The organism is Terribacillus sp. JSM ZJ617, from assembly GCF_044383785.1.
Taxonomy (GTDB): domain Bacteria; phylum Bacillota; class Bacilli; order Bacillales; family Amphibacillaceae; genus Terribacillus.
In genome coordinates, this window is sequence record NZ_JBISEQ010000003.1 from 255,610 (window position 1) to 280,690 (window position 25,081).

Sequence of the window (25,081 nt, forward strand, 5' to 3'; positions counted from 1 at the left end):
CATGACATCTATAACTATTAAAAAATGCAGCATGGAGGACCTACAGATACTTCAAGAAATTAGCATCGAAACCTTCAGGGATACATTCAAGGACCAAAATTCACCTGAAAATATGAAAGCTTATTTAGATAAAGCATATACCTTGAATAAGCTGGAAATGGAATTGCTGCATACTTCTTCACAGTTCTTTTTCATTTATTCGAATGCTGAACTAGCTGGATACCTTAAGGTAAACATAGATGATGCGCAGTCTGAAGAAATGGATGATGCTTCATTAGAAATTGAGAGGATCTATGTAAGAAGGAAATTTCAGAAACAGGGAATAGGTAAATTCCTGATGAACAAAGCAATTGAAATAGCTATTGAGTTGAACAAGAAGACTATTTGGCTTGGGGTATGGGAAAAAAATCAAAACGCAATTGCTTTTTACAGCAAGAATGGTTTCGTTAAAACGGGAGCTCATGCTTTTCATATGGGTGATGAAGAACAAGTGGATTACATTTTGACTAAAACACTATAAGGTATAAAAAGAACAACAAGCTGCTTAACTTGTTGTTCTTTCTTTTTCCTGTATTTGCTTTTCATTAATTGTGGAGGTCAGATTTGCTGATAGTGTTTCTATTAGAGTTTATGTAGTGCGCTGCATCTCTTTTGGCTTTTTGTGCGACGGCTGCAGAGATTTCATCTGGAGAATGGAAAAGATCCTTAGGAGTGGTAACAGTAATAATAACTACAACGAGCATGCCGATCAAAAGCAATAACATCTTACGTCTCCTTTTGTTTTTTCTAATTATTCATATTATAAAAGCCGCTTGTGTACATTATGTGTTGTCTTGGAATCATTTTAGAATAAAAAATATGTTGACATGAGATCGATTCCAGGATGTATGCTTCATTCGTACTTACTCACAGACGAAGGAGATTTGATTATGCTGAAACTTGTTGTAACGGACTTAGACGGTACTTTTTTGAATAACAAGGGGAGTTTCGACAAAGCGCTTTTCGATGAAACACATAAGATGATGAAGGAAAATGGTATCATTTTTGCCGCTTGTACAGGGAAGCAGTGTGAACGGGTTGAAGAACTATTTGAAGGACATTCTGATATTTGGGTGCTAGGTGACAGTGCAACTCGCATTAAAAGGGATGGCGAACTGATAAAAGACTTCCCTCTGAACAAAACACTAGGTAATGACCTTATACATCATATTCAAGCTTATGATCAAAAGGTGACGGTTATTGCGTGTACCGGGGACTCTGCTTATGTTAGATCAGATATATCTGAAGCCGATTATAATGTGGTTCGAAATTCATATAAAAAAGTGGAGAAAACAGACGATCTGACTGCTATAGAATCAGAGCTTGTTAAAATTACGGTATATGATAGATCACTCGGGTCTGTTGCGCTAAAAGAGCACTTACTTGAGCAGACATATAATGAACCAATGTATATAGTTGCTTCCGAACCAGCTTGGCTGGATATTACTGCAGCGGATGTCCATAAAGGGAAAACCGTGCAAAAGCTGCAAGAGCTAGTGGGTGCCACAAAAGAAGAAACGATGTCATTCGGTGATGGCGAGAACGATGTAGAATTGATGGACATAGCAGATTATAGCTTTGCAATGGCAAATGCATGTGACAATACGAAAGCAGCAGCCAGTTTCATTACGAAAACGAACGAAGAGAACGGGGTTCTGCTTACGATTCAAAAGATGATTCAATTGATGAAGTGAGTCAGCATTTATCCACTTATTAAACTAATTTAATAAGTGTTGCAGAAAGGGGAGTCTGATAATGAAAATTGAGCACGTAGCCATATGGGTGAAGGATATCGAGAGAATGAAAGAATTTTACACCCATTATTTTGGAGCAGAGAGTAACAGCCTGTATGTAAATGAAAAAAAGGGATTTGCATCCTATTTCCTTACTTTTTCGAGTGGAACCAGATTGGAGATCATGAAGAAAGTTGGGGTTAACGAGCCTGCCCTGCCAGAACAATTGGGTTGGGCGCATGTGGCATTTTCTGTTGGCAGTAAAGAAGAGGTTGATAGATTAACTGAAGATATCAGAGTGGACGGTTATACGGTCAGTGGCAATCCGCGCACTACAGGCGATGGATACTATGAGAGTGTCATAGAAGACCCGGAAGGAAATGTGATTGAGATTACTATATAGATGGGATAAGAAGTGATATCTATAAAGGAGAAGATGTACGTTGGATGATCAGATGACAATGCAGGATCAGGTGAAAGCAAACATTGTAAGAGGAATCCGGCAATTGTTGATGAACGCTCATAGTATGTCTAAAGCAGAAGTTACAGAAGCTCTTTCGATAAGCTTTCCCACTGCCAGCAAGTTCATCCAGGAGATGGTAGACCGAGGAGAAGTGCTTTCCTTGGGCCTTTTACCATCTGCAGGAGGCCGGAGAGCACAAAGCTATGCTTATAATCCTGACTTTGCCCACACATTGCTGGTTTATCTGGAAAAAGAGGAAACAAAGTATGTCATCACGGACGCCTTCGGCAACAAGATACACGAAGCTTCTGCGGGGAGTTTCTTAAAGCAGGAACCCCGATCATTATCTGCATTTTTGAAAACAAAAATAGCAGAGGATCCGTCCATCCGAACAATTGCGATGGGCATACCTGGGGCTGTAAAAGGGGATGTAATAAGCTACATCCCCGGATATCCCATGTATGCAAACCAAAATATGAGGGACATATTAAATCTTCCAGTTGAATTAACTATGGAGAACGACATGAACGCTGCAGTTATCGGTTACCGGAATAGAAGGGGATTATCCAGTGAAGCTTCTCTTGTCTATATATACATGGGTGCGAATGGACCAGGCGCGGGTATTTTGATCAATGGAAGACTAGTAAAAGGGCATACGATGTTCAGCGGGGAGATATCGTTTATTCCTTTAAATGAAAATAACCGATTTTTTCCTGAAAGTGAATTTGACGCAAATGATGAGAAGTCAGTCTTATTGGTTGCTAAATTGATCCAGACTATTGGCGCATTAATAAATCCTTCTCTGATCATTTTTCATCAAGCAGAAGTCAGCAAAGAATTTTTGGGTAAATCTGCAGATATTGTTAGATTAAATTTCCCGTCGGAGCACATACCTGAATTAAGTACTAGTGATTGGGATAAAGATTACAAAGAAGGTCTTTGGGAGATTGCTAAGTCGAAGTTGATAGAGATTTGTTTCTAAGTAACCTAAAATAAACCTAAACCGTTTTCTAAAAAAATAATGAAGATTACTTTTTTTGAGCTATACTATAAAAGTATTTATATTATTGTTTCTAAAGGAGTAGCTTATGAAGAACAAGATTGTTGCAGGTGTACTAGGGATATTACTAGGGAATTTAGGGATACATAAATTTTACTTAGGACAAATTGGTATGGGGATTTTATATGTTGTTTTCTGCTGGACAGGTATCCCTGGGATTATCGGTTTAATTGAAGGTGTAATTTATCTTGTTAAATCAGACGAGGACTTCAACGCTAAGTATAATCGTAATATGTAATTCAGTTATTGGAAAGCCACCCGATATAGGGTGGCTTTTTATTTTAAAAGATTAGAGCTAAAGAGCTTACTCAAAGAATTGTGTTGCAAGAGTATATTAAATTGAATCCTGCTGTTTTGTGAATTTGATGCTACTAATAAAGTCATTCTTCCTGTTTAACCATAACTGAAACGACGCTATAGTCTTAAAGGAAGCTTTGAGTTTTTGAAGGATTCATCCATTCCTATCTAGTATATATAAAAGAGATATACACGGTCTATTCTAAAATTAGTTAGGGGTATGTAAGGTGAATTATGCTGTTAATAAGGAATGGCTCAATGAACATCTAGATGACGATCGAGTTAGGATAATAGATTGCCGTTTTGAATTAGGCAATCCGGAGAAAGGAGCAGGTCTTTACATAGAAAGCCATATTCCTGGTGCTGTTTATTTTCATCTAGAAAGACAATTATCAGCTCCTGTTTCAAAGCATGGCGGAAGACACCCGCTGCCTGACATAGGCCAATTTAAATCTGACATCGAGAAAGCGGGAATCGATAACACACATACGGTAATTGCCTACGATGGTGGAGAAGGGTCATATGCTTCCCGATTTTGGTGGCAGCTTCAATATTTAGGTCATGAAAACGTATTTGTACTAAATGAAGGTTTTAATGGATGGGTTGAAGCTGGCTACAAGACGACAAAGGATTTACCTGAAAATGTAACAACTGAATTTAAAGTGACTATCAGAAAAGATATGCTGGCTTTCTATGAGGAAGTGAAGGAAGTTGTCGAACAAGAGAAAAAGTCTGCCATATTGATAGATTCAAGGGAGGAAAGACGCTACATAGGAGAAGTGGAACCAATTGACAGGGTAGCTGGCCATATTCCTGGCGCCATCAATAAATTTTGGGCAGAGGGATTGAATCAGGGTTCATTTAAAGAAGGCGAAGAACAGAAAAGAAGATTTGCTGAGCTGGATACTAAAGACCCGGTTATCGTGTATTGCGGATCAGGTGTAACGGCTGCTCCTAATTACATTGCTTTAAAAATGGCTGGGTTCGAGAATGTAAAATTATATGCGGGAAGTTATAGTGATTGGGTTTCGTATGAGCAAAATCCCGTAGCAAAGGGTAAACACCTATAACAGATTCACTTAAGTCAATAAAATTTAGATTGGAGACCTTAAGATGGACTATCGATACCTTGGTAAATCTGGTTTGAAGGTAAGCAGGCTTTGTTTAGGTACGATGAATTTTGGTACTACTACAGAAGAAAAGGATGCATTCCGAATGATGGATGCAGCACTTGATGCAGGCATTAATTTCTTTGACACGGCGAATGTATACGGTGCAGAAAATCGAGGTCTTACAGAATCAATTATCGGAAGATGGTTCAAGCAAGGCGGAGGCCGGAGGGAGAAAGTCGTTCTGGGTACAAAAGTATACGGAAGCATGCATAATGCTGCCGATGGTCCAAATGATGAGGCTGGGTTGTCAGCTTATAAAATTCGGCGTCATCTTGAGAAATCTTTAAAGCGCTTGCAAACCGATCACATTGAGCTGTATCAGATGCATCATATTGATCCTGCCGTAACGTGGGAAGAGCTATGGGGAGCTTTTGAATTAGGAATCAGCCAAGGGAAGATAGGTTATGTGGGCTCCAGTAACTTTGCTGCCTGGCAGCTCGCGGTAGCACAAGGCGCAGCAAAAAACCGCCATTTCTTAGGTCTGGTCTCCGAGCAGCATAAATACAATCTCAACTGTCGATATGCTGAATTGGAAGTATTGCCAGCAGCTGAACAGCTTGGGATTGGCATTATCACATGGAGTCCTTTGGATGGCGGTCTGCTTGGAAGAAATGCACTTAAAAAATTACCTGGAAGCCGAAGTGATAAGATTGGTGATAAAATCGATGCCCAGCGAGTGCAATTGGAGCAATTCGGTCAACTATGTGAAGAACTAGGAGAAACACAGGATAATGTTGCGCTGGCTTGGCAGCTTGCCAATCCAGCTATAACTGCGCCAATCATTGGGCCGCGTACAGTTGGGCAATTCGAGAGTGCATTACATGCGCTAGAAATTCACCTTGATGAATCCGTTTTAAAACAGCTGGATGAAATTTTCCCGGGTCCAGGCGGAGCAGCACCGTATGCTTATGCTTGGTAAATAGGAAACTCCTGAATCCGTTATGGATTCAGGAGTTTTTTACTGCCGAAGGACTGCATCCGCAAGCGAATACACTACTGCATCATCAGTAGGTGGGTTATGCAATCCAGCTCTTACATCACGAAAATGGCGCTGCAGCGGATTGTCGGCAGACAAACTCCGGGCTCCAACTATTCGCATGCATAGATCCACGACTTCGTTCGCTTTATTGGTGGCAATATGTTTTGCAGCAGCTAAATCAGGACTCATTTCTGATCTTTTTTCAGGGTGCTCGACCCACTTCCTGGCTGTACCATAAAGTACTTCTCTGGCATTAAACAAAGCCAATTCTATCTCGCCGATTTTTCTCCTGACCTCTGGAACATCCTTAATTGGACCTGGCAAGGAAACAGGCTGGAATTCTGACGCAAATTGAATGGTATAATCTCTCGCAGCAACAGCAATACCTAGGTAAACAGCCGCAATCTGTAAGTACCAGCCTCTTGTAGTGGACTTGCCCTTGGTTTCTTCCACAAGCAGCGCATCTTGCTCAACAATTACGTCTTCCAAAATCAAATCATCGCTTCTTGTACCTCTCATTGCGATGCTATTCCATGTTTCTTCCACAGATACGCCTTCCAAACTATGATCGATCAAAAAGAAGCCTTTGTTTCCAGATGGAAGTATAGTTGCGGTAGCAATACTGTAGTCCAAAGCAGCAGCCATCGAAGCAAAAGATTTACGGCCGTTAATTCTCCATCTGGAACCTTCCAGCGTTGCAGTTGTCGTCGGAGCTGCTCCTCTTGAAGGACTGCCAGTGGCGTTTTCTGTCTGAACTAAATTGAGAAGAATTTTGTCATGAATGATTTTGTTGCATAGATGCTGAAAACTTTGTTCATCCCATTGTCTGCTCTCTGCGTTTTCCAGTACAACACCGAGCTGCCAGCCAAATGATAGAGCGGTAGGAGCATCACCTTGTGCAAGTATCTCTTGAACTTGTAAGTACTCGACAAGATTTAATCCTTTGCCTCCATATTCCGTCGGCACAGTCAGTGACAAGAAGCCTCTTTCCTTAAGTGCCTGGAAGTTTTCATATGGGAACTCGCCGCTGCTGTCAAAATGAGCTGCGCGTTCTTTGAATTCTTTAGAAAGGATTCTTGCTTGCTGTATCACTTGATCAAACACTTTTGTTTTCTCGGCAGTTTCTCGCATGAACATTCTCCTCTTCCAATAAAGTAAAAAACCTCTTTCAAATGAAAGAGGTGGCGTTATGTAAGCATTCTCTCTCATCTTTCAGACATTTCTGTCTGCTGGAATTAGCACCTTGCTTCATGAAAAGCGGTTGCTGCAGGGTCGCTGGACCAGTTCCTACCCTGACTCTAGATAAGTGTATCTATTCGGTTGTCGGCATAAATATAATCCATAATTTGAATATTGTCAATTATACATTTAATTTAGAAAACTCAATTGACAGACAGAGGACTGTCCTGTATATTGAGCTGTAATTCAATAAGCATTTCTTATCCAGAGAGGTGGAGGGACTGGCCCTTTGAAGCCTCGGCAACAGACTGCTGCAGTACTGTGCCAATTCCAGCAAGCTGCTAGCTTGGAAGATGAGAAGAGTGGACGTCGTACGCCTGCGTCGACTTAGAAAGACCTCTTCTTATCCGAGAAGGGGTCTTTTTATTTGTTAAAAATGGAGGGATAAAAGTGGGAAAGCAAATCATTATGAATGCATTTGATATGAATAGTGCGATGCATAACTCGCATGGGTTATGGAAGCACCCAGAGAGTAAGCGGCATCGTCAGTACAAGAATCTGAATTATTGGATCGATCTTGCTAAGTTACTCGAACGCGGTAAATTCGATGCAATCTTCTTTGCCGATGTACTGGGAATATATGATGTTTACCGGAATAGTAAAGCTCCTTCTATCCGGGATGGTCTGCAGGTCCCCCTGAATGATCCAGCGCTATTGATTTCTGCAATGGCAAGTGTAACCGAGAATTTGGGTTTCGCCGTTACAGTAAGTACTACATATGAACCACCATTTGGGAATGCACGACGTTTTTCCACCCTGGATCATTTGACGAAGGGCAGAGTTGCTTGGAATGTTGTGACGTCATATCTTCCGAACGCTGCGCGGAATTTTGGTTTGACCGAAATGATCAAGCATGATGAGCGGTATGAGATTGCGGATGAATTCCTGGAGGTTTCATATAAGCTTTGGGAAAGCAGCTGGGAGGAGGATGCAGTGGTTGAGGATCTGCAAAACCAAGTATTGGTGAATCCTGAAAAAGTACATGAAATCAATCATGAAGGCCATTACTTCCAGGTAGAGGGACCGCATTTGAGTGAGCCTTCCCCGCAGCGGACACCTGTGATTTATCAAGCAGGTACATCCGAACGTGGACGGGAATTTGCTTCCAAGCATGCAGAATGTGTTTTCGTTGGAGGGCCCACGCCTGAGCGTATCCGTCACTACGCAGAGGATATAAGGGAGAGGGCTGCCAAGCATGGCCGGAATCCAGATCATATTAAGATTTTCTCCTTCCTGAGTGTCATCGTAGCGGAAACCACAGAAGAGGCGCAGCAAAAGTATCAGGAATATGCAAGTCATTGGAGTCCAGATGCTGCCAAGGCGCAATTTGGTGCAAGCGGATACGACATTTCTGAATTTGAGGAAAAGGATCCTGACGAGCCGTTTTCTTATGGTAAAACGACAGAAGGCGGCCACTATAAAGCAGCCTCATTGACAAAGGATGCAGCCAAGCAGCTGACAGTCGGCGAAGCTTTGAAGCGGTTTGATACACCTGACAAAAGCTTGATAGTCGGGAATCCAGAAGAGGTGGCAGATAGCATCCAGCACCAATTTGAAGAATCTGGAGTCGACGGCTTTAATTTGAACCACCTTGTTACACCGGGGGATTTGGAGTCATTTGTTGACCTGGTAATTCCGATTCTGCAAGAAAGGGGACTTTATAAACAGTCCTACAAATCAGGCACATTGAGAGAAAAATTATTTGACTATGAATCAAGCAGACTACCGGCTGGGCATCCTGCAACTAAGTTTCGACAGTTGAAAATACCGACAGGAGAGGGAGATGAAAGGTGATAAAACTGGAGAACATCACAAAGAAATACAGCAGCAAGGGAAAGGAGATCATTGGCGTTGATGATGTGACTCTAACCGTTGAAGCTGGTGAAGTGTTTGGAATAGTTGGATACAGCGGAGCGGGCAAGAGTACCTTGCTGCGCTGCATCAATCTATTGGAAAAGCCAACGTCTGGCAAAGTCTTTGTTGATGGAGTTGATTTGCAGGAGCTGTCGCCAAAGAATCTGCGAAAAGCAAGACAGTCGATCGGTATGATTTTTCAAGGCTTTCATCTAGTCTCCTCAAAAACGGTATTTGAGAATGTGGCATTTGCATTACGAGCTGCAGGAGCAGATAAAAAACAAATAAAGCAGCGAGTTGATGAGCTGCTTGCCTTGGTGGGGTTAGAGGATCGAAAACATCAGTATCCAGCACAGCTTAGCGGCGGTCAGAAGCAGCGGGTCAGTATTGCACGGGCACTTGCGAATCAGCCAAAGATCCTTTTATGTGACGAAGCTACTTCTGCCTTGGACCCTGGTACGACAAAATCAATTTTGGCTTTGCTGAAGAAAATAAATAAAGAACTGGGTCTGACAATCGTTGTCATCACGCATGAAATGGAGGTTGTAAAGGAGATTTGCAGCCGCTGTGCAGTAATGCAGGATGGGAAAGTGGTAGAGCATGGTCCAACTTATGATATTTTCTCCGATCCTGCCAATCCTCTGACAGCATCGTTTATCCAGACTATACTTAGTTTTGATCTCCCTGAAGAATTATTGGGAGAGATAAACGGAAAGCTGGTCAGGCTGCAATTCAAAGGCAGCATTGCTGCCGATGCTGTTGTATCGGATATGCTGCAGGCATTTCCGATCCGCGGCAATATACTTCACGGCAAAGTAGAGTACATCCAAAGCAAGCCGTTGGGAATTTTCGTGATGGAATTGAACGGAAATGAAGCAGAAGTAAATAAAGCAATTGCTTATCTGAGAGATAAAGTAAGCAAGGTGGAGGTGTTTGATGATGGATCGCGTAATCGCCATCTTGCCTGAATTGAACCAAGCATTTCTTGAAACGCTTCTAATGGTTTCCATCGCTCTGGCTGTGGCGATCGTGATTGGGCTTCCATTTGGAATTCTATTATTTGTAACAGACCGAGGTTTGTTTTTAGAAAATGTGGTGGTAAAAAGAATAGCCGGGCTAATTATCAATCTCATTCGATCGGTTCCTTTTGTTATTCTGCTTGTCTTCTTACTGCCTTTCACACAATTTCTGCTCAATACGACGATCGGTCCTTTAGCTGCTTCTGTATCCTTATCTGTTGCAGCTATCCCGTTTTATGCAAGAATCGTAGAATCCTCAGCCAGGGATATAGACAAGGGTGTGATTGAAGCAGCTATGGCGGTAGGAGCTTCTCCGTGGATGATTATCAAAAGTATCATCCTTCCGGAAGTAAAGCCCGGATTAATCACAGGACTAACTATTACAGCTATCAGTCTTATTGGATATTCTGCTATGGCCGGCACAATAGGCGGAGGCGGGATCGGAGATTTGGCAATACGGTATGGATACTACAGATACGATAATACAATCATGTTCACTACGGTCATCGTACTGATTGTACTCGTTCAAGTTGTTCAGTACTTAGGTGATCTTATAGCAAGAGTTGTCTCAAAAAGATGAACTATGAGGAGGAACGAAAATGAAAAAAGCTGTTTTATTGTTATTTGCCGCAGTATTCATCACAGTCTTAGCTGGCTGCGGTTCCGGAGAAAGCAGTGCCTCATCCGATAAAAAGATCGTCCTAGGTGCAACAATTCCGTATAGCGACATGCTTGAAAAAGGCGTAAAACCGTATCTGGAGGATAAAGGATATACAGTGGAAGTAAAGGAGTTCAATGACTATGTGCAGCCGAACAAATCATTGGAAACCGGTTCACTGGACGCCAATTTATTTCAGCATAAAGTATATATGGACGCTTTCGCTGAGGAGAACAACATGGAGCTGACCAGCGTTATAACAGTTCCAACAGCACCTATCGGTATTTATTCAAATGAATTCAAGTCACTGGATGAAATAAAAGATGGAAGCACCGTTGCACTTGCTAATGATCCGACTAATCTTGGTCGTGGTCTGACCGTCCTAAGAGATAATGGTCTAATTGAAATCGATGAAAATGCTGATCCATTGCGGGTCACAGAGAAAGACGTGATAAGCAATCCGAAGAATTTAAAATTTGAACCAGTTGAAGCTGCACAGCTGCCGCGGACATTGGAATCTGTTGATTTGGCTGCTATTAATGGAAACTTCGCTATATCAGCTGGCATCGATTTAGCGACAGCACTCGCACTTGACGAATTGCCGGAGGACATTCAGAACCGCGTAGTAGTCTCTACAGAAAATAAAGATGAGCAATTTGTTCAGGATATAAAGGAAGCAGTGGAGTCGGAGCAGTTTGCTAAGGTGATTGAGGAAGAGTTTCCAGAATTTCATAAGCCGGAGTGGATGAAGTGATATACGGAAAGAGAAGGATATTCCTTCTCTTTTTTTGTGCTTAATAGATGTAGCTTAAAGAAATTGCTCATGATACGGGTACCATATTTCGCAGACATAGCAGACTTACTTAAGTGCAAGTACACGAAAGTAAAAGTAGAAAACTCTAGAGTGAAATGCCCGAACGGGAAAGACAGAACATCTTAGAATGGTGCATACTATTCTTAAGGATATCTTTAGGAGAAAAAAATGGACAATCATGTGTACACTCAAAACAATATAAAACAAGAAAACAATAATATGGTCGCAGCAAGGATACCAGGATTAATTTGGATCTTTGTTACTTTTACTGCTTCTTTAATTATACAAATTGTATCAGGAAGTTCTGTTTTGCATTGCACTTCATTTAGTTTGCTGATCATTATGTTTAGTACGTTATATTGGTTTTCAAACAGGTTCCTGCCGAGAAGAGCTTGGATGTATTTTGTTGTCCAAGGATTAATTGTATATGGAAGTGCCTTTTTAATGTACAACGTTTCGGTAACAATTATTGCATTGTTTCCCTTACTCCTAGGTCAGCTAGTTGGGATGGTCGGTAGAAACAGGCTCGCTTTCTTTGTCATTTTAGCTGGTCTATCTATTATTGCTTCAGTCATTATTATCCCAAAAGAAAGTTTGTTTACCTATTTTGTTATCGTTATCCCTGCTACTTTAATAATTGTTGCCTATGCTGCAATCTTCTTCAAACAGGTAAATGCAAGAATAAGAATACAACAAATACTGCAGGAACTGGAAGAGGCACATCACCAAGTAGAGAATCTAACGCTGTATAGTGAACGGCAGCGGATGGCACGTGATTTGCATGATACGCTGGCACAAGGGATTGCTGGTATAAAAATGCAGCTCGAGGCAATCAATGTCCACCTTTCTAATGGAAATCAAGAGCGTGCGCAGCAAATAGCGCAGCTTGCTATGAAAGGTGCCAGCTCCGTATTGGCAGATTCCCGGATTGTCATTGATGACTTACGTTTACACGAAGAAAATATCGAATTAGAGTACATCCTGCGCGAAAATACACAGCAGTTTACAACTGCAACAAGCATACCATGCAGTTTAAATTATGCAGTCGTGCAATCTCTATCGCCGAAAATTACTGAGCATCTTTCCAAAATCGTTAGTGAATGTCTGTTGAATATCGCACGTCATAGCAAGGCAAGCGAAGCTTCTGTCTCTATTACAGGCACTTTGGATAATCGTATCCGTTTAGAAGTGGAGGATAATGGTGTTGGCTTTGATGCAGAAGAAATCTCAAACAAGCAAGGGCATTACGGCTTAATTGGTATGAAGGAACGTGTAAGGATTTTAGGCGGAGAGATCCACATTAGCAGCACATTGGGAGAAGGTACAACAGTGACAGTCAGTATTCCGGAGAATGGAGAGGATTAAATGACGTATAAAGTGCTTATCGCAGATGACCATGTAGTCGTAAGAGAAGGTCTGAAATTGCTTATAGAAACAAATGAAAATTATAAAACCATAGGCGAAGCCGGACATGGGGCAGAAGCAATCCAGCTTGTAAATGATCTAGAACCCGATATAATATTGATGGATTTGTACATGCCTGTCATGAGCGGCATGGAAGCAATTCGTAAGCTATCTGTTACGCATCCTAAGGTGCCTATTATCATTCTCACAACTTATAATGAAGACCAATTGCTGGCAGAAGGATTTGCTTTAGGTGCAAAAGGTTATCTCCTGAAAGATACCAGTCTCCAATCTTTGTTTCATTCTATGGATGCTGCTATGAATGGGGAGACCCTGATAGGAGAGGATATGATGAAGAGAATCCGGGATTATCAGGAAAAAAGGCAACATATTAAAGAAAAAGTCCAGCTTTCCCGAATGGAAATCATCATTCTTCAAGCGGTTGCCAGAGGGACGACGAGCAAGGATATTGCTTTTGATATGGGTGTTTCGGAAAGGACAGTAAAATCAAGGCTAACAGCTATCTTTAATAAATTGGGTGTGGATTCCCGAACGGAAGCGGTTGCTGTAGCCATTGAATCAGGTTTGATTCACCTTAACTATAATAAATTATAGGTTCTATAAAAACGTACTGCCCAAACGTACGTTTTTTTTATTTGCGCTCCCCCTAATATGAATGGAGTAAGATATTCAGGTTCTAAAATGAGAAGGGAGATTTTTATGTCAACATTGTTATATAGATTAGGAAAATGGAGTGCATTCCATAAAAAGTCTGTTCTTGCAGGATGGGTTGCCTTCATTGCGATCATCTTTATTTCTGCTTTTCTATTAAAGCCGTCTTTTTCGGGTGATATGAGTATACCGGGAACACCGTCCGAGGAAGCAAATGCTTTATTGCAGGATGAATTTCCAAGTGGATCGGATGCTGGGTCGCTAAGGATTGTGTTTGGTGCAGAGGGTAACGAGAGTTTAACATCTGAACCTTCACAGCAAACAATCAGCGACGTGCTTGATAAGATAATGGAAGATGACGAAGTAGCATCTGCAGCAAATCCATTTGAAGCACAGACTGTAAGTGCAGATGGAAGTGTTGCTTATGCTGATATCACATATAAAGAAGCTGCTGCCGATGTTCCGGAATCTTCGTTGGAACATGCTGAAAAAAGTATTGAAATTGCTGAAAACGAAGGAATACAAGTTGCAATGAAAGGCGATATCATACCGTCTGAAGTAGAAATCGGAGGTATCTCCGAGGTGATTGGTATCGTAATGGCCTTCATTGTATTGAGCATCACCTTTGCATCGTTTGTCATAGCTGGATTACCGATATTGAACGCATTACTTGGTTTGGTTGCCAGCATTGGCGTAACGCTGATTGGCGCAAGTATGTTCGACATTACATCATTCAGTTTGTCTCTCTCCGTTATGATCGGCTTAGCTGTTGGAATAGATTATGCGCTGTTCATCTTCTCTAAACATAGGCAGCAGGTAAGGGAAGGTATCGAGGTTAACGAATCCATCGCAAGGGCTAACGGAACGGCAGGGGGAGCAGTAATATTCGCAGGTCTGACAGTAATTGTTGCCTTATGCGGATTGACTGTAGTAGGTATTCCGTTCCTTGCAGCAATGGGGATTACAGCTGCAATAAGTGTTCTTTTCGCAGTACTAGTGTCCATTACTGCTGGTCCCGCTGTATTGGCTTTCGTAGGCAGAAAAATAGAGAAGAAGAATCGTCTGTTAAGTAAATCAGCTAAAATTCAAAAAGGACAAACTGACTCGAACGCCTGGGGACGATTCGTTACAAAGCAGCCTCTAATAGTTGCGATTCTCAGCATCGTGATTTTGATAATAATCAGCATCCCGGCTACCGATATGCGGTTGGGCTTACCTGATGATGGAATGAAAGCAAAAGATGATGAGGCACGGCAAGCGTACGATTTATTGGCAGATGGATTCGGTGAAGGTTTTAACGGACCTTTAGCTGTTTTGGTTGACGCTTCCGAAACAAGCGGTGACCAGACAGTACAGTTCCAAAGAGCAACAGAAGAGATTGGTAAATTGGATAATGTAAGCCAAGTAACTCCAGCCATGCCTAACGATAGCGGAAAGTATGCAATCGTTAATGTATTACCGGAAACAGGTCCAAATGATAGTGCCACAGCGGACCTAGTTCACGATATAAGGAAGCTTTCTTTGAATGATGGTGGAGAGGATATCGAGTTACGAGTTACTGGTCTGACTGCAATCAATATCGATATTGCTGAAAAGTTGAATGATGCAATACCTATTTTTGCTGTGATCATTGTAGGATTTGCATTTATTTTGCTAATGATCGTATTCCGTTCCTTATTAGTACCGCTAACCGCAGTAGCGGGATTCCTTCTCACTATGACTGCGACATTAGGTTTTTCCGTATTCATTTTGCAGGATGGATATTTGAATAGCCTGCTTGGTATTCCGGAAGAAGGGCCAATCCTGGCATTCCTGCCAATCTTGGTTATCGGTATTCTGTTTGGATTAGCAATGGATTATCAAGTATTCCTTGTTAGTCGCATGCACGAAGAATATACAATCACCAAGGATCCGGTCAGATCTATTTTAGCCGGTCTGAAGTATAGTGGTCCTGTCGTAACAGCTGCAGGTTTGATTATGATCTTTGTATTTGCTGGATTTATCTTTGCGGGAGATACGATGATCAAGTCAATGGGACTAGCTCTGACATTTGGTGTGTTGTTCGATGCCTTCATCGTTCGCTTGGCACTTATTCCAGCAATAATGAAGCTGATGGGACATGCTGCTTGGTACCTGCCTAAATGGCTGGATAAGATAATTCCTGATGTAGATATCGAAGGACATAAGTTGTCTGAAAAACTAAGTGAACAAAATAAAAAGGAATCTGAATGAATCAAGTAATATTTTGCTAAACAGATCACGTAGATTTACATGGTCTGTTTTCTTATAAAATAAATTTGAGCTGCCCCTTCAATTCCAGTATAGTAACATGTATAGCATTCGAGATTAGAATAGGTGGAATATCGTATGAATACACCCCATGAATTCATGGATGACTGGCTGGCTCTGGATAATTTACAAATGAAAATAAAGAAGGAATTGGAAACAGTTCTTCAAAAAGAATACAGTTTATCAATTAGAGAGTTTTATGTATTGTACTATCTATCCAAGGCTCCAGAAAAAAAGCTTCGTTTGCAGCAACTGCAGGAATTAATCGGGTTGAGCCAAAGTGCTCTGTCCAGGCTGGTCGGGAATATGGAAGCCGATAGCTGCGGTGCATTGCAAAAACATGTGTGTACGGATGACCGCAGAGGTACATATACGCAGATGACGGAATTAGGGGAGAATAAACTGCAGCGTGGTCTCAAAACGTTTCAAGAGGTAATAAGCATAAATTTTGCTCAAGTGGATTCTGCACACATATTAGAGCAATTATTGCAGAAATTATAGACGTAAACAATCAAAGTACCTGAAAGGGTGCTTTTTTGTTATGCCTTTCGTTTGACAGAATATACTAAAACCGATAAATTAAATGCATGCGTTATGCATATATTTTATTTGCTAAGGAGTCTTAAACGTGCAAAATTTATTCAGTACTTACAAAATAAAGAATCTAGAGCTGAAAAACAGAGTTGTTATGCCGCCGATGTGCCAGTATTCTGTAGAAAAGAAAGATGGAATAGCGAATGACTGGCATTACATGCACTATGTCAGCAGAGCGGTTGGCGGTGCAGGATTCATCATCGTCGAAATGACGGATGTAGAGCCGGATGGAAGAATCACGGATTATGATTTAGGTTTATGGTCTGATGAACAAGTACCCGCTCTTGCAAAGATTGTAGAGGCAGTACATAGCCATGGAGCAAAAATCGGTATCCAGATTGCTCATGCCGGACGCAAAGCAGAAGATGCGCCTGAACCAGTGGCACCATCCGCTATTCCGTTTGACGAGAATTCCAAAACACCTAGAGCCCTTACAACAGAAGAAGTAAAAGGTATGGTAGAGAAATTCCGCTTAGCTGTAAGACGTGCGGTACAGGCTGGGTTCGATGCAATCGAGATTCATGGGGCACACGGTTACCTTATTCACCAATTCCATTCTCCATTAACGAATAAGCGTGATGATGAATATGGACAGGATTTGACTAAATTCGGTCGTGAAGTTATAGAAGCAGCTAAAGCAGAAATGCCAGCTGATATGCCTTTGATTATGCGAATTTCCGCAAGAGAATATGTGGAAGGCGGCTATGGCATCGAGGAAAGTATCGAATTCTCCAAAGCATACAAAGATGCGGGTGCAGATGTATTTGACGTTTCTTCCGGTGGTGAAGGTCAGATTGCTGCTTGGGGCAGACCAGGCACACATGCTGCTTACCAAGTACCATTAGCACGTCAAATCAAAGAAGCACTGCAAGTTCCAGTTATGGCTGTTGGCAGACTGGATGATCCAATCCTAGCTAATGCTGTTATTGGAAATGAAGAAGCAGATCTTGTACAAGTTGGAAGAGGCATGCTAAGAAATCCTTATTGGACATTGGAAGCTGCTAAGCAGTTGAGAAAAGAGAATATTGTACCGAAACAGTATGAAGCTGGATTCTGATTTAATAAAATAAGCCTCCTATATTTAGGGGCTTATTTTAATGAATTTTAATACGTGTAATGAGCTAATAAATAATCTTTAAGAACAGGAAATGATATATTGTAATATTTTACTTGTTATGGTAGTTTAGTAAAGTTATGAATAAATCATCTATTTTTTACTTATTTTTATCCATTTTATTTATTCTTTCCTCATGTACACCTGCTGTTAAACAAGAAGGAGAGAATAATAGTATACCTACATATAAACCATTAATCATCGCACACAGAGGGGCTTCGGAACTGGAGCCTGAGCATACTTTTTTATCTTATGACCGAGCGGAGGAAGACGGAGCGGATTATATTGAAATCGACTTGCGCCAGACGGAAGATGGGGAGCTAGTAGCAATCCATGATGAGGACGTGGATCGCATAACAGATGGTTCTGGAAGGGTTGAGAATCTAACATTAGAAGAGCTGAAGCACCTTCATGTCGATAAAAAGCAGGAGATCCTAACACTTCAGGAGATTGTAGAACATTACGGTGATTCTGTCCATTATTATATAGAAACGAGAACAGATAGCGAAGGGAATATAGGAATGGAGGAGCAGTTGGTCTCTATCCTCAATAGCAAGGATCTTATTAAAAAGAAAAGAGTTATCATCGAGTCATTTTCAGAAGAAAGCATGAAGAAGATCCACGAACTTAACAACGATATTCCTTTTGTTAGATTATTGCGTAAAGCAGAGGTTCAAGAACTTGATGGTGCTACCATGCAGCATATTAAAAATTATGCAATAGGTGTAGGGATTTATGCGGGTAGTGTGGATGCTGAGTTGGTTAGGCAGATACATGATTATAATCTTCAGCTCCATGTTTATTACTATGACGATGAGAAAAAATTGACTGATAAAATGTTAGATTTGAAAGTCGACGGTGTATTTACAAATAATCCAGATTACGCAATATCAGAAGTGGGCTCATTAAACTAATGAGCCTGCTTTTTTATATAACAGAAACATAATCTAAAAAGGAAATCTTAATGAGTTACTTCATCAGTTCCAATCTTTAGCCAAAATGATAAAGTTATAAGAATTTCCTCTAATCATTACAAGCACTCTTTCTCGTATAGCTTGTTTATTAAATTCTGCTACTGCTAATCCGAGATGGTCATAATTAAAGAGCAGGAGTAAATACCTTCGTAAGTCCATGTAATGAATTCATTGATTTCCTCATTTGTTCGTCGTCTAATAGAGAATTCCATAAGTGTTGACCTCGTTTTTCTTATTTTTGATGAATTTCTATAAGTTAATGACCTTTTCCTATTTCAATTAAAACTATGATAGACTGATTTTATCAAATATTACGATTATTGTAAGTCTATTATTATTCTATACTGAGAGGTTGCCTGATTTGTTGAGCAGGTAGAATCTTATAGAAGGTAACATCATCATTAGGAATCCATAACGTAGCCTGGGGGAAAGTAACCTTGAATAAAGTGATACATATGAAATCAATGAAATATCCCGATATTCCGCACTATGAATGGAAAGGTCGTTTATTGAGAAAAACGCCGGAGTATGCGATGGTTCTTTGTGAAAGCGGCAGAGAGTTGAAACACCATACGAAAAATACAACCTTTACAATAGATGCCACTTCGTTGGAGTACTTCTTCTTTAAAGAAGGCTACACAGTTGCCATGGAGATTGAAGAAGGTAAAATACTTTCGTATTACTGCAATATTGCAATGCCTTCCGTGCTTAATGACAATCAGCTTAGATTTGTTGATTTGGATTTGGATGTAGTGAAAAGAAGAAATGAAGACTGGATGGTTGTAGATGAAGATGAATTTGAGGTTAACAGTGTAAAGTATGGTTATCCCGCTGAGTTAAAGGAATATGCTTTAAGGTCATTGTATTTATTACAGAATAAAATAAGTGATAATTTGTTCCCTTTTGATGAGAATGATTTGGAGTTGGTAAGAAAATATAGCATGGGTTAATGACTATAATTAGTCTTATAAGCTCGGAGGTGCATAATCAAGGAGAAACGTAGAAATAAGTTAAGGTAACATTATACAGAATTAGATGCTGGAGGTAAGCTATGGATTTAAAACGCTTAGAGAAGACATTATATGAAATGAATCAATTCGGTCGTTCGAAAGATGGAGTAACGCGCATAGCTTATTCTAAAGAGGAGCGACAAGCGGCTGAACATTTTAGCAACCTTTGCAGAAAAGAAGGTATGGATGTTCGGATTGATACTTGTGGAAATGTGATAGCACGCAGGGAAGGCAGTAACCCTGATCTTCCTGTCGTAGCATGCGGTTCCCATCTAGATACAGTGATCCATGGTGGAAATTACGATGGAACATTAGGCGTTATAGCAGCCCTCGAGGTTATTCGAAGCTTAAATGATAAAGGGGTTGAAACAGAACACCCGATTGAGATCATTGCTTTTGCATGTGAAGAATCCTCAAGATTCGGTATTTCCACAATAGGCAGCAAGCCAATGGCAGGAATATTAGAATTGGAATCTTTATCTGAGCTCAGTGACAGCGAAGGGAAATTTCTTCGTGATATATTTTCTGAATGTTCCCTTAACTTTAATGAGATAGATAAGAGTACCCGTCAGAAAGAGGAGTTTAAAGTATTTCTAGAAATGCACATTGAGCAAGGTCCTGTTTTAGAAAGACAACAAAAACAGATTGGTATAGTTACAGGAATTGCTGCTCCAACACGATTTGAAGTAAAAATTAAAGGGCAAGCATCTCACTCAGGAACGACACCAATGGATTATCGAAGGGATGCCTTCTTGAGTGCAGCGGAAATAGCCTTGCTGCTGGAGCAGGCTGCAAAAAGGGAAGCTGGTAACGGTACGGTGGCAACAGTGGGTGCATGTGAAGTTAAACCAGGATCAATCAATGTGATACCAGATCTGGCTATGATGAAAATTGATATAAGGGGAACATCTGCTGATTCAAAGAATAGAGTAATTGAAAGCCTATTTACTGCGGTAAAACAAGTAGAGAAAAAGCGTAATGTTAGTATTGAGCACCGTGTGTTGAGTGATGAGCATCCTATCAATCTTGATAAAGAAGTAATAGATTCCCTGTCTCTTAATTGTGAGCAAAAAGGATATACGTATACGCATTTGGCAAGTGGAGCAGGACATGATGCAATGAATATGGCAATGCTTTGTCCAACTGGATTACTATTTGTACCTTCCAAAAATGGTTTAAGCCATCATCCTGATGAATACACAGAAATGGAGCAGATTGGTATAGGCGCTGATTTATTAGAAGCTGCAATTATTGAATGGGCGGGATACACAAGAAGTAAACAGAAGTGAAATTCTGTAGATGGTCGGGAGCACAGCTTATTTAAAGTTCTCCTCATGTAGTTGAATAGGAACCCATGTGGGTTCCTACGTTAATTGAGATAGAAGGGAAGAAGAAAGATCTTCACTTTCAATGACAAGAGCGATCATCCCATCAGCGCTTTTTGTCTAATGCCATTCTCCCTTATCCCAAAATACTGCATCTCCTGTACTAACTTCATTGAAAGTATTATCGTTTCCCTTCTCAAAACCTTCTCCACTTATGATGAGTAAAAGCTGAGGAGTAACAGCCTGGTGATTTCCGATGATACCGTTTTTCTCTAAATATATATATCCGATATGTGCAGTCTTTTCCAACATCCCAATTCGTGTCATCTTAAAATTGGAATCAAATTGCGTAATAAGTTTACCGGATTCTTTTGTGAACTTATATATTTCATGAAGCATCTCCTTGTAAATAGCTATTTTAAAGGTTTTCCAGTTACAATGTGCCAATGCAGATGCTTAGAATCTTGATAGTCTCCTATATTTGTAATGACTTTACATGCTCCATGTTCTTTGTTAACTAAAGCCGCAACTTCTTTAATGGCGCCAAGCAGTTCAAGAAGTAAACTATTATCCTTATCTTCTAAGCTTATCAAAGAAGGAATGTGTTTCTTTGGTATTGCAACAATATGTATTGGAAAAAAGGTTTTGTATGGTGATAGGCCAATACGTTTTCGGTTTCTATTACCTTCTTCACTGGAGTTTATCCGCTCAATACTTCCTCGCAATAAAAATCAGTAGTCATAGGCACCTCCTAATAATGAATTTGTTTAGAAAAAAGGTTAGATTTGGCTATTACATGCTGGAGTTCACTCAAATCATTTATAACATAATCAGCTTGAGCTAATTCTGTCTCATTTGCAAAATCAAAATTACATCCAATAGCAACTAGTCCATTATCTTTCGCTGCATGGATATCCGATATGCGGTCACCAACAACTGCACCTCTCTTAATTTCATATTTATCAATTATTATTTTGACTAAATCTCCTTTATTGAGTGAATGGATTTGTTCAATACTGAATGTTTCCGTTACCCATTTCTCCAGATTGTAATAAGTTACAATAGCTTGAAGATATTCAGTGAGCCCATTACTAGCAATAAAGATTTTGAGGTTATTTTCACGCAAGAAACGGAAAATTTCTGGCACATTCGGATACAAAGCACCTTTTCCGCTCTTTATATTCACCACTAGCTTTTCTAAGAAATATGCATCCGCTTGCTGTCTGATTTCGTTTGAGTGTTCAGGAAGCAGGATTTCCCATACTGTAGGCAGCGGAACTCCCATAATTTCACGATATGTATCAATAGGGGTATCAGCAGTCCATAAGTTTAATGAACGCAAGTGAGAGAATGTCTCATCAAGAGCTAATTCCAGTATTTTATCAGTTTGAAAAAGGGTACCGTCCATATCAAATATTACTGCCTTTGTCATATTCTATTCCTCCTTGCTCTAGTTATTGGAATAGCATACTATAATTGTATCATTGAGGAAGTTCAGAGGGTGCAAAGAACTGGGGATTTTCATGTTTTATTTGCTGGATAATTCAAGATATCTATGATTTATATTTTTACTAATGGAAAGGGGGATTCTCAATGTTTGTAGTTAATGTAGAAGGTGCCATATACCGTAACGGTAAGTGGCTGATAATCACAAGAAGTGAAAAAGAAGAGCATGCAGCAGGATGCCTTTCCATGGTTGGTGGTAAATGTGACTTGGAAGGCGTATCTTCTGATATTTTGGAAAGGACACTGAAGCGGGAGATTTTTGAAGAGGTAGGTATCGAAGTGGAGGACTTGACTTATGTGAACAGCTCTTCATTTGTAACGGATAAGGGTACGCATGTTATCGATATCGTTTTTCTTTGCCAGGATATAGCTGGTGAACCTTATGCAAAGAGCGCGGAAGAAGTAGGAAAATTAATGTGGATGACAACAGAGGAAATACTGATACATAAAAATGCGCCTTCCTACTTAAAAGAGAATATTACACTAGCTGCTGACAAGCTCACCTTGGTGAGAGAAGTCTGAGTATAGAGGATATCTGGAATCGAACTAACATTATTAGTCGCATTCAAAGAAGGTAACTTTACTAAATTTTAAGTTTGATCAAGATAAATTAAAAAGCTGTCACTATCGACAGCTTTTAATTCTCTGCAGCAAATACTTCCTTTAAATTATAGTTCTTCTTTACATATGCAGTGCCTTCGAGAATTCTTCTGGCTGTACGTATTACTTTTATTTCTGACAAGCTGCTGTATGCTGTTTCAGTAATGCCTGAAGGATGGGCAATACGTAAGTTTCCTGCTGTTTTTCGAGCAAGCTTATGCGGCAAAGTTCCAGGAATAGCACATGCAGCAGTTGTGCAGATTGCACCAGTTATTGCAAGTGCTTCATGAGGTCTTTGCATCGATAGCATGCGCACATGGATATCCATATCCTCAGTCGAGTACATATTTTCGTTCATATCAGTAAATGCTTGTGCTTCTCCGATCAATGTGAGTTTTGGAACTGCCGGAGAAAGCTTAGTCGCATTTTCTCTAGTGGAAAATCCGCAAAGTTCAGCTGCAGCAGCACGTAATTCCTCGCATCGCTGCAGGTCTGCTTCAGCGAATGCAGCTGGCAGAATGGTCTCTTGTAAGCCTAGGTCAGCAGCTTCTACAAAAACTAAAGGATTGGCAGCATCAACGATAGAACATCTAACACTGCCAAAGCTCGTTTCAAGTACGTCGGTAACATTTCCGGTAGGTAACAACTCGCCAGTCACGGATCCTTCTGCATGGCAAAATGTCAAAGCAATCTCCGACCCATAACCAGGTACTCCAGGTATGGCTGTCGAACCTGTGGTTTGTACATCACCATCCTTAACAGCTACTTCGGCAATGATCAATTTTTGGGTATTCGTATTCCAGATCCTTACAGACGTAATCGGTTCTGTGACAGGGACAAGCCCTTCCTGAATTGCAAATGGACCAACGGCAGAAGAAATATTGCCGCAGTTTCCTTTCATATCAACTGTTTCATCTGTAATACTCACTTGTGCAAAAGTATAGTAGACATCAAAGTCTTTATCGTTCTCAGCTTTTCGGATGATGGCAGCTTTGCTCGTTAAGGAATTGGCGCCTCCCAATCCATCGATTTGCCGTTTATCAGGACTTCCCATTAAATCAAGAAGGAAAGGCGCCCAATCTTCCTTTTCTGCAGGCATATCTGTTTCATGAAGAAAAACAGCTTTACTTGTGCCGCCGCGCATGTAGACAATACGGATTTTTTCCATCTGCTCACGTCCTTTTTAGGATGAAGTAGTTTATACTGACAGCATAGTTCCGAACATTGATAAAATAAAATACAATTATTTTTGACTTAATTAAAAATAATTTTATAACTATGAGTAATTACCTAGGAGGGTGAGCAATGGATGAAAAGGATTGGCTATTATTAAAGCTATTAGGTGAAGAAAAAAGTGTCACAAAAGCTGCTGAGAGATTATTCACATCTCAGCCTTCTTTGACATACCGCATTCAAAAGATTGAGGAGAGTTTTAACGTAAAGCTGTTTACAAAGCGGAACAGGGGAATCACCCTGACTGTAGAAGGGGAGTACCTTACAGATTATGCTGTCGAGATGCTTCGAAAGCTGAAGGAAACCAAGGATGCGATAGCTAATCTAGGGAAGGATGTTCAAGGTACGCTGCGTTTAGCGGTGTCCAGTAATTTCGCTCAATATAAACTGCCGGGCTTGCTGACAAAGTTCTCTTCCATTTATCCGAATGTCCAATACAATGTACAGACTGGCTGGAGTACGAGGGTCATGAAGTTATTGGATGAAGGGGATGTACACTTAGGCATTTTGCGTGGAAATCACCGCTGGCAAGGAGTGAAGGAGATACTGACGAGGGAACAATTGTATATCATTTCAAAACAGCAAATCAGCATAGGTCAGCTGCCATTACTTCCATTTATTAAATACAATACAGATACCTCATTGAAAACAATCATAGATGGGTGGATACATGAGCACCTGCAGCACGCACCGCTCACGGCAATGGAGGTGGATCGGCAGGAAACATGCAAAGAGATGGTGAAACATGGCTTGGGTTATTCGATCGTGCCTGAAATATGCCTGCGTGAATCCGATCAGCTTTACCGTATTGGTCTGACGAATGAAAAGGAAGAGCCTTTGCTTCGTGAAACATGGTTGATGTATGACCCGAAATCACTTGATCTGCAAGTGGTGAAAGCATTCATCGGCTTTTTGAAACAGGAACAGCATGTAACAATATAAAAAATACTTATGAGTTCTGCAAAAATACTTATATTTAACTTATCTCCCACTATGTAATATGCTAAGTCAAATGCTTCTTACACAAGTAAAT

At 40.5% G+C, this 25,081-nt stretch carries 26 protein-coding genes, 1 pseudogene and 2 riboswitches; of the genes and pseudogenes, 21 read left to right on the top strand and 6 right to left on the bottom strand.

Going from position 1 to position 25,081, the window contains the following annotated elements; genetic code table 11:
• The first annotated feature begins 1 nt into the window (after window position 1).
• Complete coding sequence (gene paiA, locus ACH6C1_RS12820) at window positions 2–520, top strand: spermidine/spermine N(1)-acetyltransferase (protein WP_374077586.1); 519 nt, start codon at window positions 2–4, stop codon at window positions 518–520.
• A 64-nt stretch (window positions 521–584) separates the two neighbouring features.
• Here paiA and ACH6C1_RS12825 read toward each other — a convergent pair whose 3' ends face one another.
• Window positions 585–764 (bottom strand): DUF1471 domain-containing protein, encoded by a 180-nt coding sequence (locus ACH6C1_RS12825; protein WP_095222844.1) that lies wholly within the window; start codon window positions 762–764, stop codon window positions 585–587.
• 165 nt (window positions 765–929) lie between these two features.
• Here ACH6C1_RS12825 and ACH6C1_RS12830 point away from each other — a divergent pair, with 165 nt between their 5' ends.
• The 6 genes from ACH6C1_RS12830 (at window position 930) to ACH6C1_RS12855 (ending at window position 5,683) form a co-directional block, all read left to right on the top strand.
• The gene (locus ACH6C1_RS12830; RefSeq protein WP_374077588.1) at window positions 930–1,733 is read left to right on the top strand and encodes an HAD-IIB family hydrolase; all 804 of its coding nucleotides are present in this window, start codon (window positions 930–932) and stop codon (window positions 1,731–1,733) included.
• A gap of 61 nt (window positions 1,734–1,794) precedes the next feature.
• Window positions 1,795–2,175 carry a VOC family protein gene (locus ACH6C1_RS12835; protein ID WP_374077590.1) on the top strand — a complete coding sequence of 127 codons (381 nt, stop codon included), beginning with the start codon at window positions 1,795–1,797 and terminating at the stop codon, window positions 2,173–2,175.
• A gap of 40 nt (window positions 2,176–2,215) precedes the next feature.
• Window positions 2,216–3,217 carry an ROK family protein gene (locus ACH6C1_RS12840; RefSeq protein ID WP_374077592.1) on the top strand — a complete coding sequence of 334 codons (1,002 nt, stop codon included), beginning with the start codon at window positions 2,216–2,218 and terminating at the stop codon, window positions 3,215–3,217.
• A 106-nt stretch (window positions 3,218–3,323) separates the two neighbouring features.
• On the top strand, window positions 3,324–3,533 hold the full coding sequence (locus ACH6C1_RS12845) for a TM2 domain-containing protein (RefSeq protein WP_095222848.1): 210 nt from the start codon (window positions 3,324–3,326) through the stop codon (window positions 3,531–3,533).
• Between the two features lie 286 nt (window positions 3,534–3,819).
• On the top strand, window positions 3,820–4,662 hold the full coding sequence (locus tag ACH6C1_RS12850) for a sulfurtransferase (protein WP_374077594.1): 843 nt from the start codon (window positions 3,820–3,822) through the stop codon (window positions 4,660–4,662).
• Window positions 4,663–4,705: 43 nt separating this feature from the next.
• The gene (locus tag ACH6C1_RS12855) at window positions 4,706–5,683 is read left to right on the top strand and encodes an aldo/keto reductase (RefSeq protein ID WP_374077596.1); all 978 of its coding nucleotides are present in this window, start codon (window positions 4,706–4,708) and stop codon (window positions 5,681–5,683) included.
• 39 nt (window positions 5,684–5,722) lie between these two features.
• Here the strand turns inward: ACH6C1_RS12855 and ACH6C1_RS12860 are convergent, their stop codons facing one another.
• Window positions 5,723–6,874 carry an acyl-CoA dehydrogenase family protein gene (locus ACH6C1_RS12860; protein ID WP_374077598.1) on the bottom strand — a complete coding sequence of 384 codons (1,152 nt, stop codon included), beginning with the start codon at window positions 6,872–6,874 and terminating at the stop codon, window positions 5,723–5,725.
• Window positions 6,875–6,945: 71 nt separating this feature from the next.
• Window positions 6,946–7,052: riboswitch (SAM riboswitch) on the bottom strand.
• A gap of 127 nt (window positions 7,053–7,179) precedes the next feature.
• Window positions 7,180–7,282, top strand: a riboswitch (SAM riboswitch).
• 90 nt (window positions 7,283–7,372) lie between these two features.
• On the opposite strand from ACH6C1_RS12860, the gene ACH6C1_RS12865 reads away from it, so the two are divergent.
• From ACH6C1_RS12865 to ACH6C1_RS12920, 12 genes are all read left to right on the top strand, one after another.
• Window positions 7,373–8,776, top strand: coding sequence for an LLM class flavin-dependent oxidoreductase (locus tag ACH6C1_RS12865; protein ID WP_374077600.1), 1,404 nt, complete (start codon window positions 7,373–7,375; stop codon window positions 8,774–8,776).
• On the top strand, window positions 8,773–9,804 hold the full coding sequence (locus ACH6C1_RS12870; protein WP_374077602.1) for a methionine ABC transporter ATP-binding protein: 1,032 nt from the start codon (window positions 8,773–8,775) through the stop codon (window positions 9,802–9,804). The genes ACH6C1_RS12865 and ACH6C1_RS12870 overlap by 4 nt, the downstream gene beginning before the upstream one ends.
• Window positions 9,773–10,435 (top strand): methionine ABC transporter permease, encoded by a 663-nt coding sequence (locus tag ACH6C1_RS12875; RefSeq protein WP_374077604.1) that lies wholly within the window; start codon window positions 9,773–9,775, stop codon window positions 10,433–10,435. Before ACH6C1_RS12870 ends, ACH6C1_RS12875 begins: the two co-directional genes overlap by 32 nt.
• Before the next feature lie 19 nt (window positions 10,436–10,454).
• Window positions 10,455–11,267: a MetQ/NlpA family ABC transporter substrate-binding protein gene (locus ACH6C1_RS12880; protein ID WP_374077606.1), complete on the top strand. Its 813-nt coding sequence runs from the start codon at window positions 10,455–10,457 to the stop codon at window positions 11,265–11,267.
• A gap of 456 nt (window positions 11,268–11,723) precedes the next feature.
• Entirely contained in the window at window positions 11,724–12,692 is a 969-nt protein-coding gene (locus ACH6C1_RS12885; protein WP_374077608.1) for a sensor histidine kinase, read from the top strand.
• Window positions 12,693–13,346: a response regulator gene (locus tag ACH6C1_RS12890; protein ID WP_374077610.1), complete on the top strand. Its 654-nt coding sequence runs from the start codon at window positions 12,693–12,695 to the stop codon at window positions 13,344–13,346. It begins immediately after the preceding gene.
• Window positions 13,347–13,451: 105 nt separating this feature from the next.
• On the top strand, window positions 13,452–15,635 hold the full coding sequence (locus ACH6C1_RS12895) for an MMPL family transporter (protein WP_374077612.1): 2,184 nt from the start codon (window positions 13,452–13,454) through the stop codon (window positions 15,633–15,635).
• A gap of 135 nt (window positions 15,636–15,770) precedes the next feature.
• The gene (locus tag ACH6C1_RS12900; RefSeq protein ID WP_374077614.1) at window positions 15,771–16,193 is read left to right on the top strand and encodes a MarR family winged helix-turn-helix transcriptional regulator; all 423 of its coding nucleotides are present in this window, start codon (window positions 15,771–15,773) and stop codon (window positions 16,191–16,193) included.
• A 127-nt stretch (window positions 16,194–16,320) separates the two neighbouring features.
• Entirely contained in the window at window positions 16,321–17,343 is a 1,023-nt protein-coding gene (locus ACH6C1_RS12905; RefSeq protein ID WP_374077616.1) for an NADH:flavin oxidoreductase/NADH oxidase, read from the top strand.
• Window positions 17,344–17,480: 137 nt separating this feature from the next.
• A complete protein-coding gene (locus ACH6C1_RS12910; RefSeq protein WP_374077618.1) occupies window positions 17,481–18,314 on the top strand; it encodes a glycerophosphodiester phosphodiesterase family protein in 834 nt (277 codons plus the stop codon).
• A gap of 506 nt (window positions 18,315–18,820) precedes the next feature.
• A complete protein-coding gene (locus tag ACH6C1_RS12915) occupies window positions 18,821–19,324 on the top strand; it encodes a DUF402 domain-containing protein (RefSeq protein WP_374077828.1) in 504 nt (167 codons plus the stop codon).
• A gap of 101 nt (window positions 19,325–19,425) precedes the next feature.
• Window positions 19,426–20,673: a Zn-dependent hydrolase gene (locus ACH6C1_RS12920; RefSeq protein ID WP_374077620.1), complete on the top strand. Its 1,248-nt coding sequence runs from the start codon at window positions 19,426–19,428 to the stop codon at window positions 20,671–20,673.
• A 156-nt stretch (window positions 20,674–20,829) separates the two neighbouring features.
• Here the strand turns inward: ACH6C1_RS12920 and ACH6C1_RS12925 are convergent, their stop codons facing one another.
• From ACH6C1_RS12925 to ACH6C1_RS12935, 3 genes and pseudogenes are all read right to left on the bottom strand, one after another.
• Window positions 20,830–21,156: a cupin gene (locus tag ACH6C1_RS12925; protein ID WP_374077841.1), complete on the bottom strand. Its 327-nt coding sequence runs from the start codon at window positions 21,154–21,156 to the stop codon at window positions 20,830–20,832.
• Window positions 21,123–21,403 (bottom strand): annotated as a pseudogene (locus ACH6C1_RS12930) (HIT domain-containing protein). Before ACH6C1_RS12930 ends, ACH6C1_RS12925 begins: the two are co-directional and overlap by 34 nt.
• A gap of 57 nt (window positions 21,404–21,460) precedes the next feature.
• Complete coding sequence (locus ACH6C1_RS12935) at window positions 21,461–22,141, bottom strand: HAD family hydrolase (RefSeq protein ID WP_374077622.1); 681 nt, start codon at window positions 22,139–22,141, stop codon at window positions 21,461–21,463.
• Between the two features lie 161 nt (window positions 22,142–22,302).
• Between ACH6C1_RS12935 and ACH6C1_RS12940 the strand changes: the two genes are divergently transcribed.
• Window positions 22,303–22,737: an NUDIX hydrolase gene (locus ACH6C1_RS12940; protein WP_374077623.1), complete on the top strand. Its 435-nt coding sequence runs from the start codon at window positions 22,303–22,305 to the stop codon at window positions 22,735–22,737.
• A 115-nt stretch (window positions 22,738–22,852) separates the two neighbouring features.
• Here the strand turns inward: ACH6C1_RS12940 and ACH6C1_RS12945 are convergent, their stop codons facing one another.
• On the bottom strand, window positions 22,853–23,983 hold the full coding sequence (locus ACH6C1_RS12945; protein ID WP_374077625.1) for a 2-methylaconitate cis-trans isomerase PrpF family protein: 1,131 nt from the start codon (window positions 23,981–23,983) through the stop codon (window positions 22,853–22,855).
• A gap of 137 nt (window positions 23,984–24,120) precedes the next feature.
• Between ACH6C1_RS12945 and ACH6C1_RS12950 the strand changes: the two genes are divergently transcribed.
• On the top strand, window positions 24,121–24,990 hold the full coding sequence (locus ACH6C1_RS12950) for a LysR family transcriptional regulator (protein ID WP_374077627.1): 870 nt from the start codon (window positions 24,121–24,123) through the stop codon (window positions 24,988–24,990).
• The last annotated feature ends 91 nt before the right edge of the window (window positions 24,991–25,081 follow it).

Excerpts from the sequence above, each read along its gene's own strand:
- ACH6C1_RS12845 (WP_095222848.1), top strand. The coding sequence starts at position 3,324 with ATGAAGAACAAGATTGTTGCAGGTGTACTAGGGATATTACTAGGGAAT.
- ACH6C1_RS12935 (WP_374077622.1), bottom strand. The coding sequence starts at position 22,141 with ATGACAAAGGCAGTAATATTTGATATGGACGGTACCCTTTTTCAAACT.
- paiA (WP_374077586.1), top strand. The coding sequence starts at position 2 with ATGACATCTATAACTATTAAAAAATGCAGCATGGAGGACCTACAGATA.
- ACH6C1_RS12885 (WP_374077608.1), top strand. The coding sequence starts at position 11,724 with ATGTATTTTGTTGTCCAAGGATTAATTGTATATGGAAGTGCCTTTTTA.
- ACH6C1_RS12910 (WP_374077618.1), top strand. The coding sequence starts at position 17,481 with ATGAATAAATCATCTATTTTTTACTTATTTTTATCCATTTTATTTATT.
- ACH6C1_RS12825 (WP_095222844.1), bottom strand. The coding sequence starts at position 764 with ATGTTATTGCTTTTGATCGGCATGCTCGTTGTAGTTATTATTACTGTT.
- ACH6C1_RS12890 (WP_374077610.1), top strand. The coding sequence starts at position 12,693 with ATGACGTATAAAGTGCTTATCGCAGATGACCATGTAGTCGTAAGAGAA.
- ACH6C1_RS12900 (WP_374077614.1), top strand. The coding sequence starts at position 15,771 with ATGAATACACCCCATGAATTCATGGATGACTGGCTGGCTCTGGATAAT.
- ACH6C1_RS12880 (WP_374077606.1), top strand. The coding sequence starts at position 10,455 with ATGAAAAAAGCTGTTTTATTGTTATTTGCCGCAGTATTCATCACAGTC.
- ACH6C1_RS12895 (WP_374077612.1), top strand. The coding sequence starts at position 13,452 with ATGTCAACATTGTTATATAGATTAGGAAAATGGAGTGCATTCCATAAA.
- ACH6C1_RS12945 (WP_374077625.1), bottom strand. The coding sequence starts at position 23,983 with ATGGAAAAAATCCGTATTGTCTACATGCGCGGCGGCACAAGTAAAGCT.
- ACH6C1_RS12920 (WP_374077620.1), top strand. The coding sequence starts at position 19,426 with ATGGATTTAAAACGCTTAGAGAAGACATTATATGAAATGAATCAATTC.
- ACH6C1_RS12860 (WP_374077598.1), bottom strand. The coding sequence starts at position 6,874 with ATGCGAGAAACTGCCGAGAAAACAAAAGTGTTTGATCAAGTGATACAG.
- ACH6C1_RS12950 (WP_374077627.1), top strand. The coding sequence starts at position 24,121 with ATGGATGAAAAGGATTGGCTATTATTAAAGCTATTAGGTGAAGAAAAA.
- ACH6C1_RS12875 (WP_374077604.1), top strand. The coding sequence starts at position 9,773 with ATGATGGATCGCGTAATCGCCATCTTGCCTGAATTGAACCAAGCATTT.
- ACH6C1_RS12940 (WP_374077623.1), top strand. The coding sequence starts at position 22,303 with ATGTTTGTAGTTAATGTAGAAGGTGCCATATACCGTAACGGTAAGTGG.
- ACH6C1_RS12835 (WP_374077590.1), top strand. The coding sequence starts at position 1,795 with ATGAAAATTGAGCACGTAGCCATATGGGTGAAGGATATCGAGAGAATG.
- ACH6C1_RS12855 (WP_374077596.1), top strand. The coding sequence starts at position 4,706 with ATGGACTATCGATACCTTGGTAAATCTGGTTTGAAGGTAAGCAGGCTT.
- ACH6C1_RS12830 (WP_374077588.1), top strand. The coding sequence starts at position 930 with ATGCTGAAACTTGTTGTAACGGACTTAGACGGTACTTTTTTGAATAAC.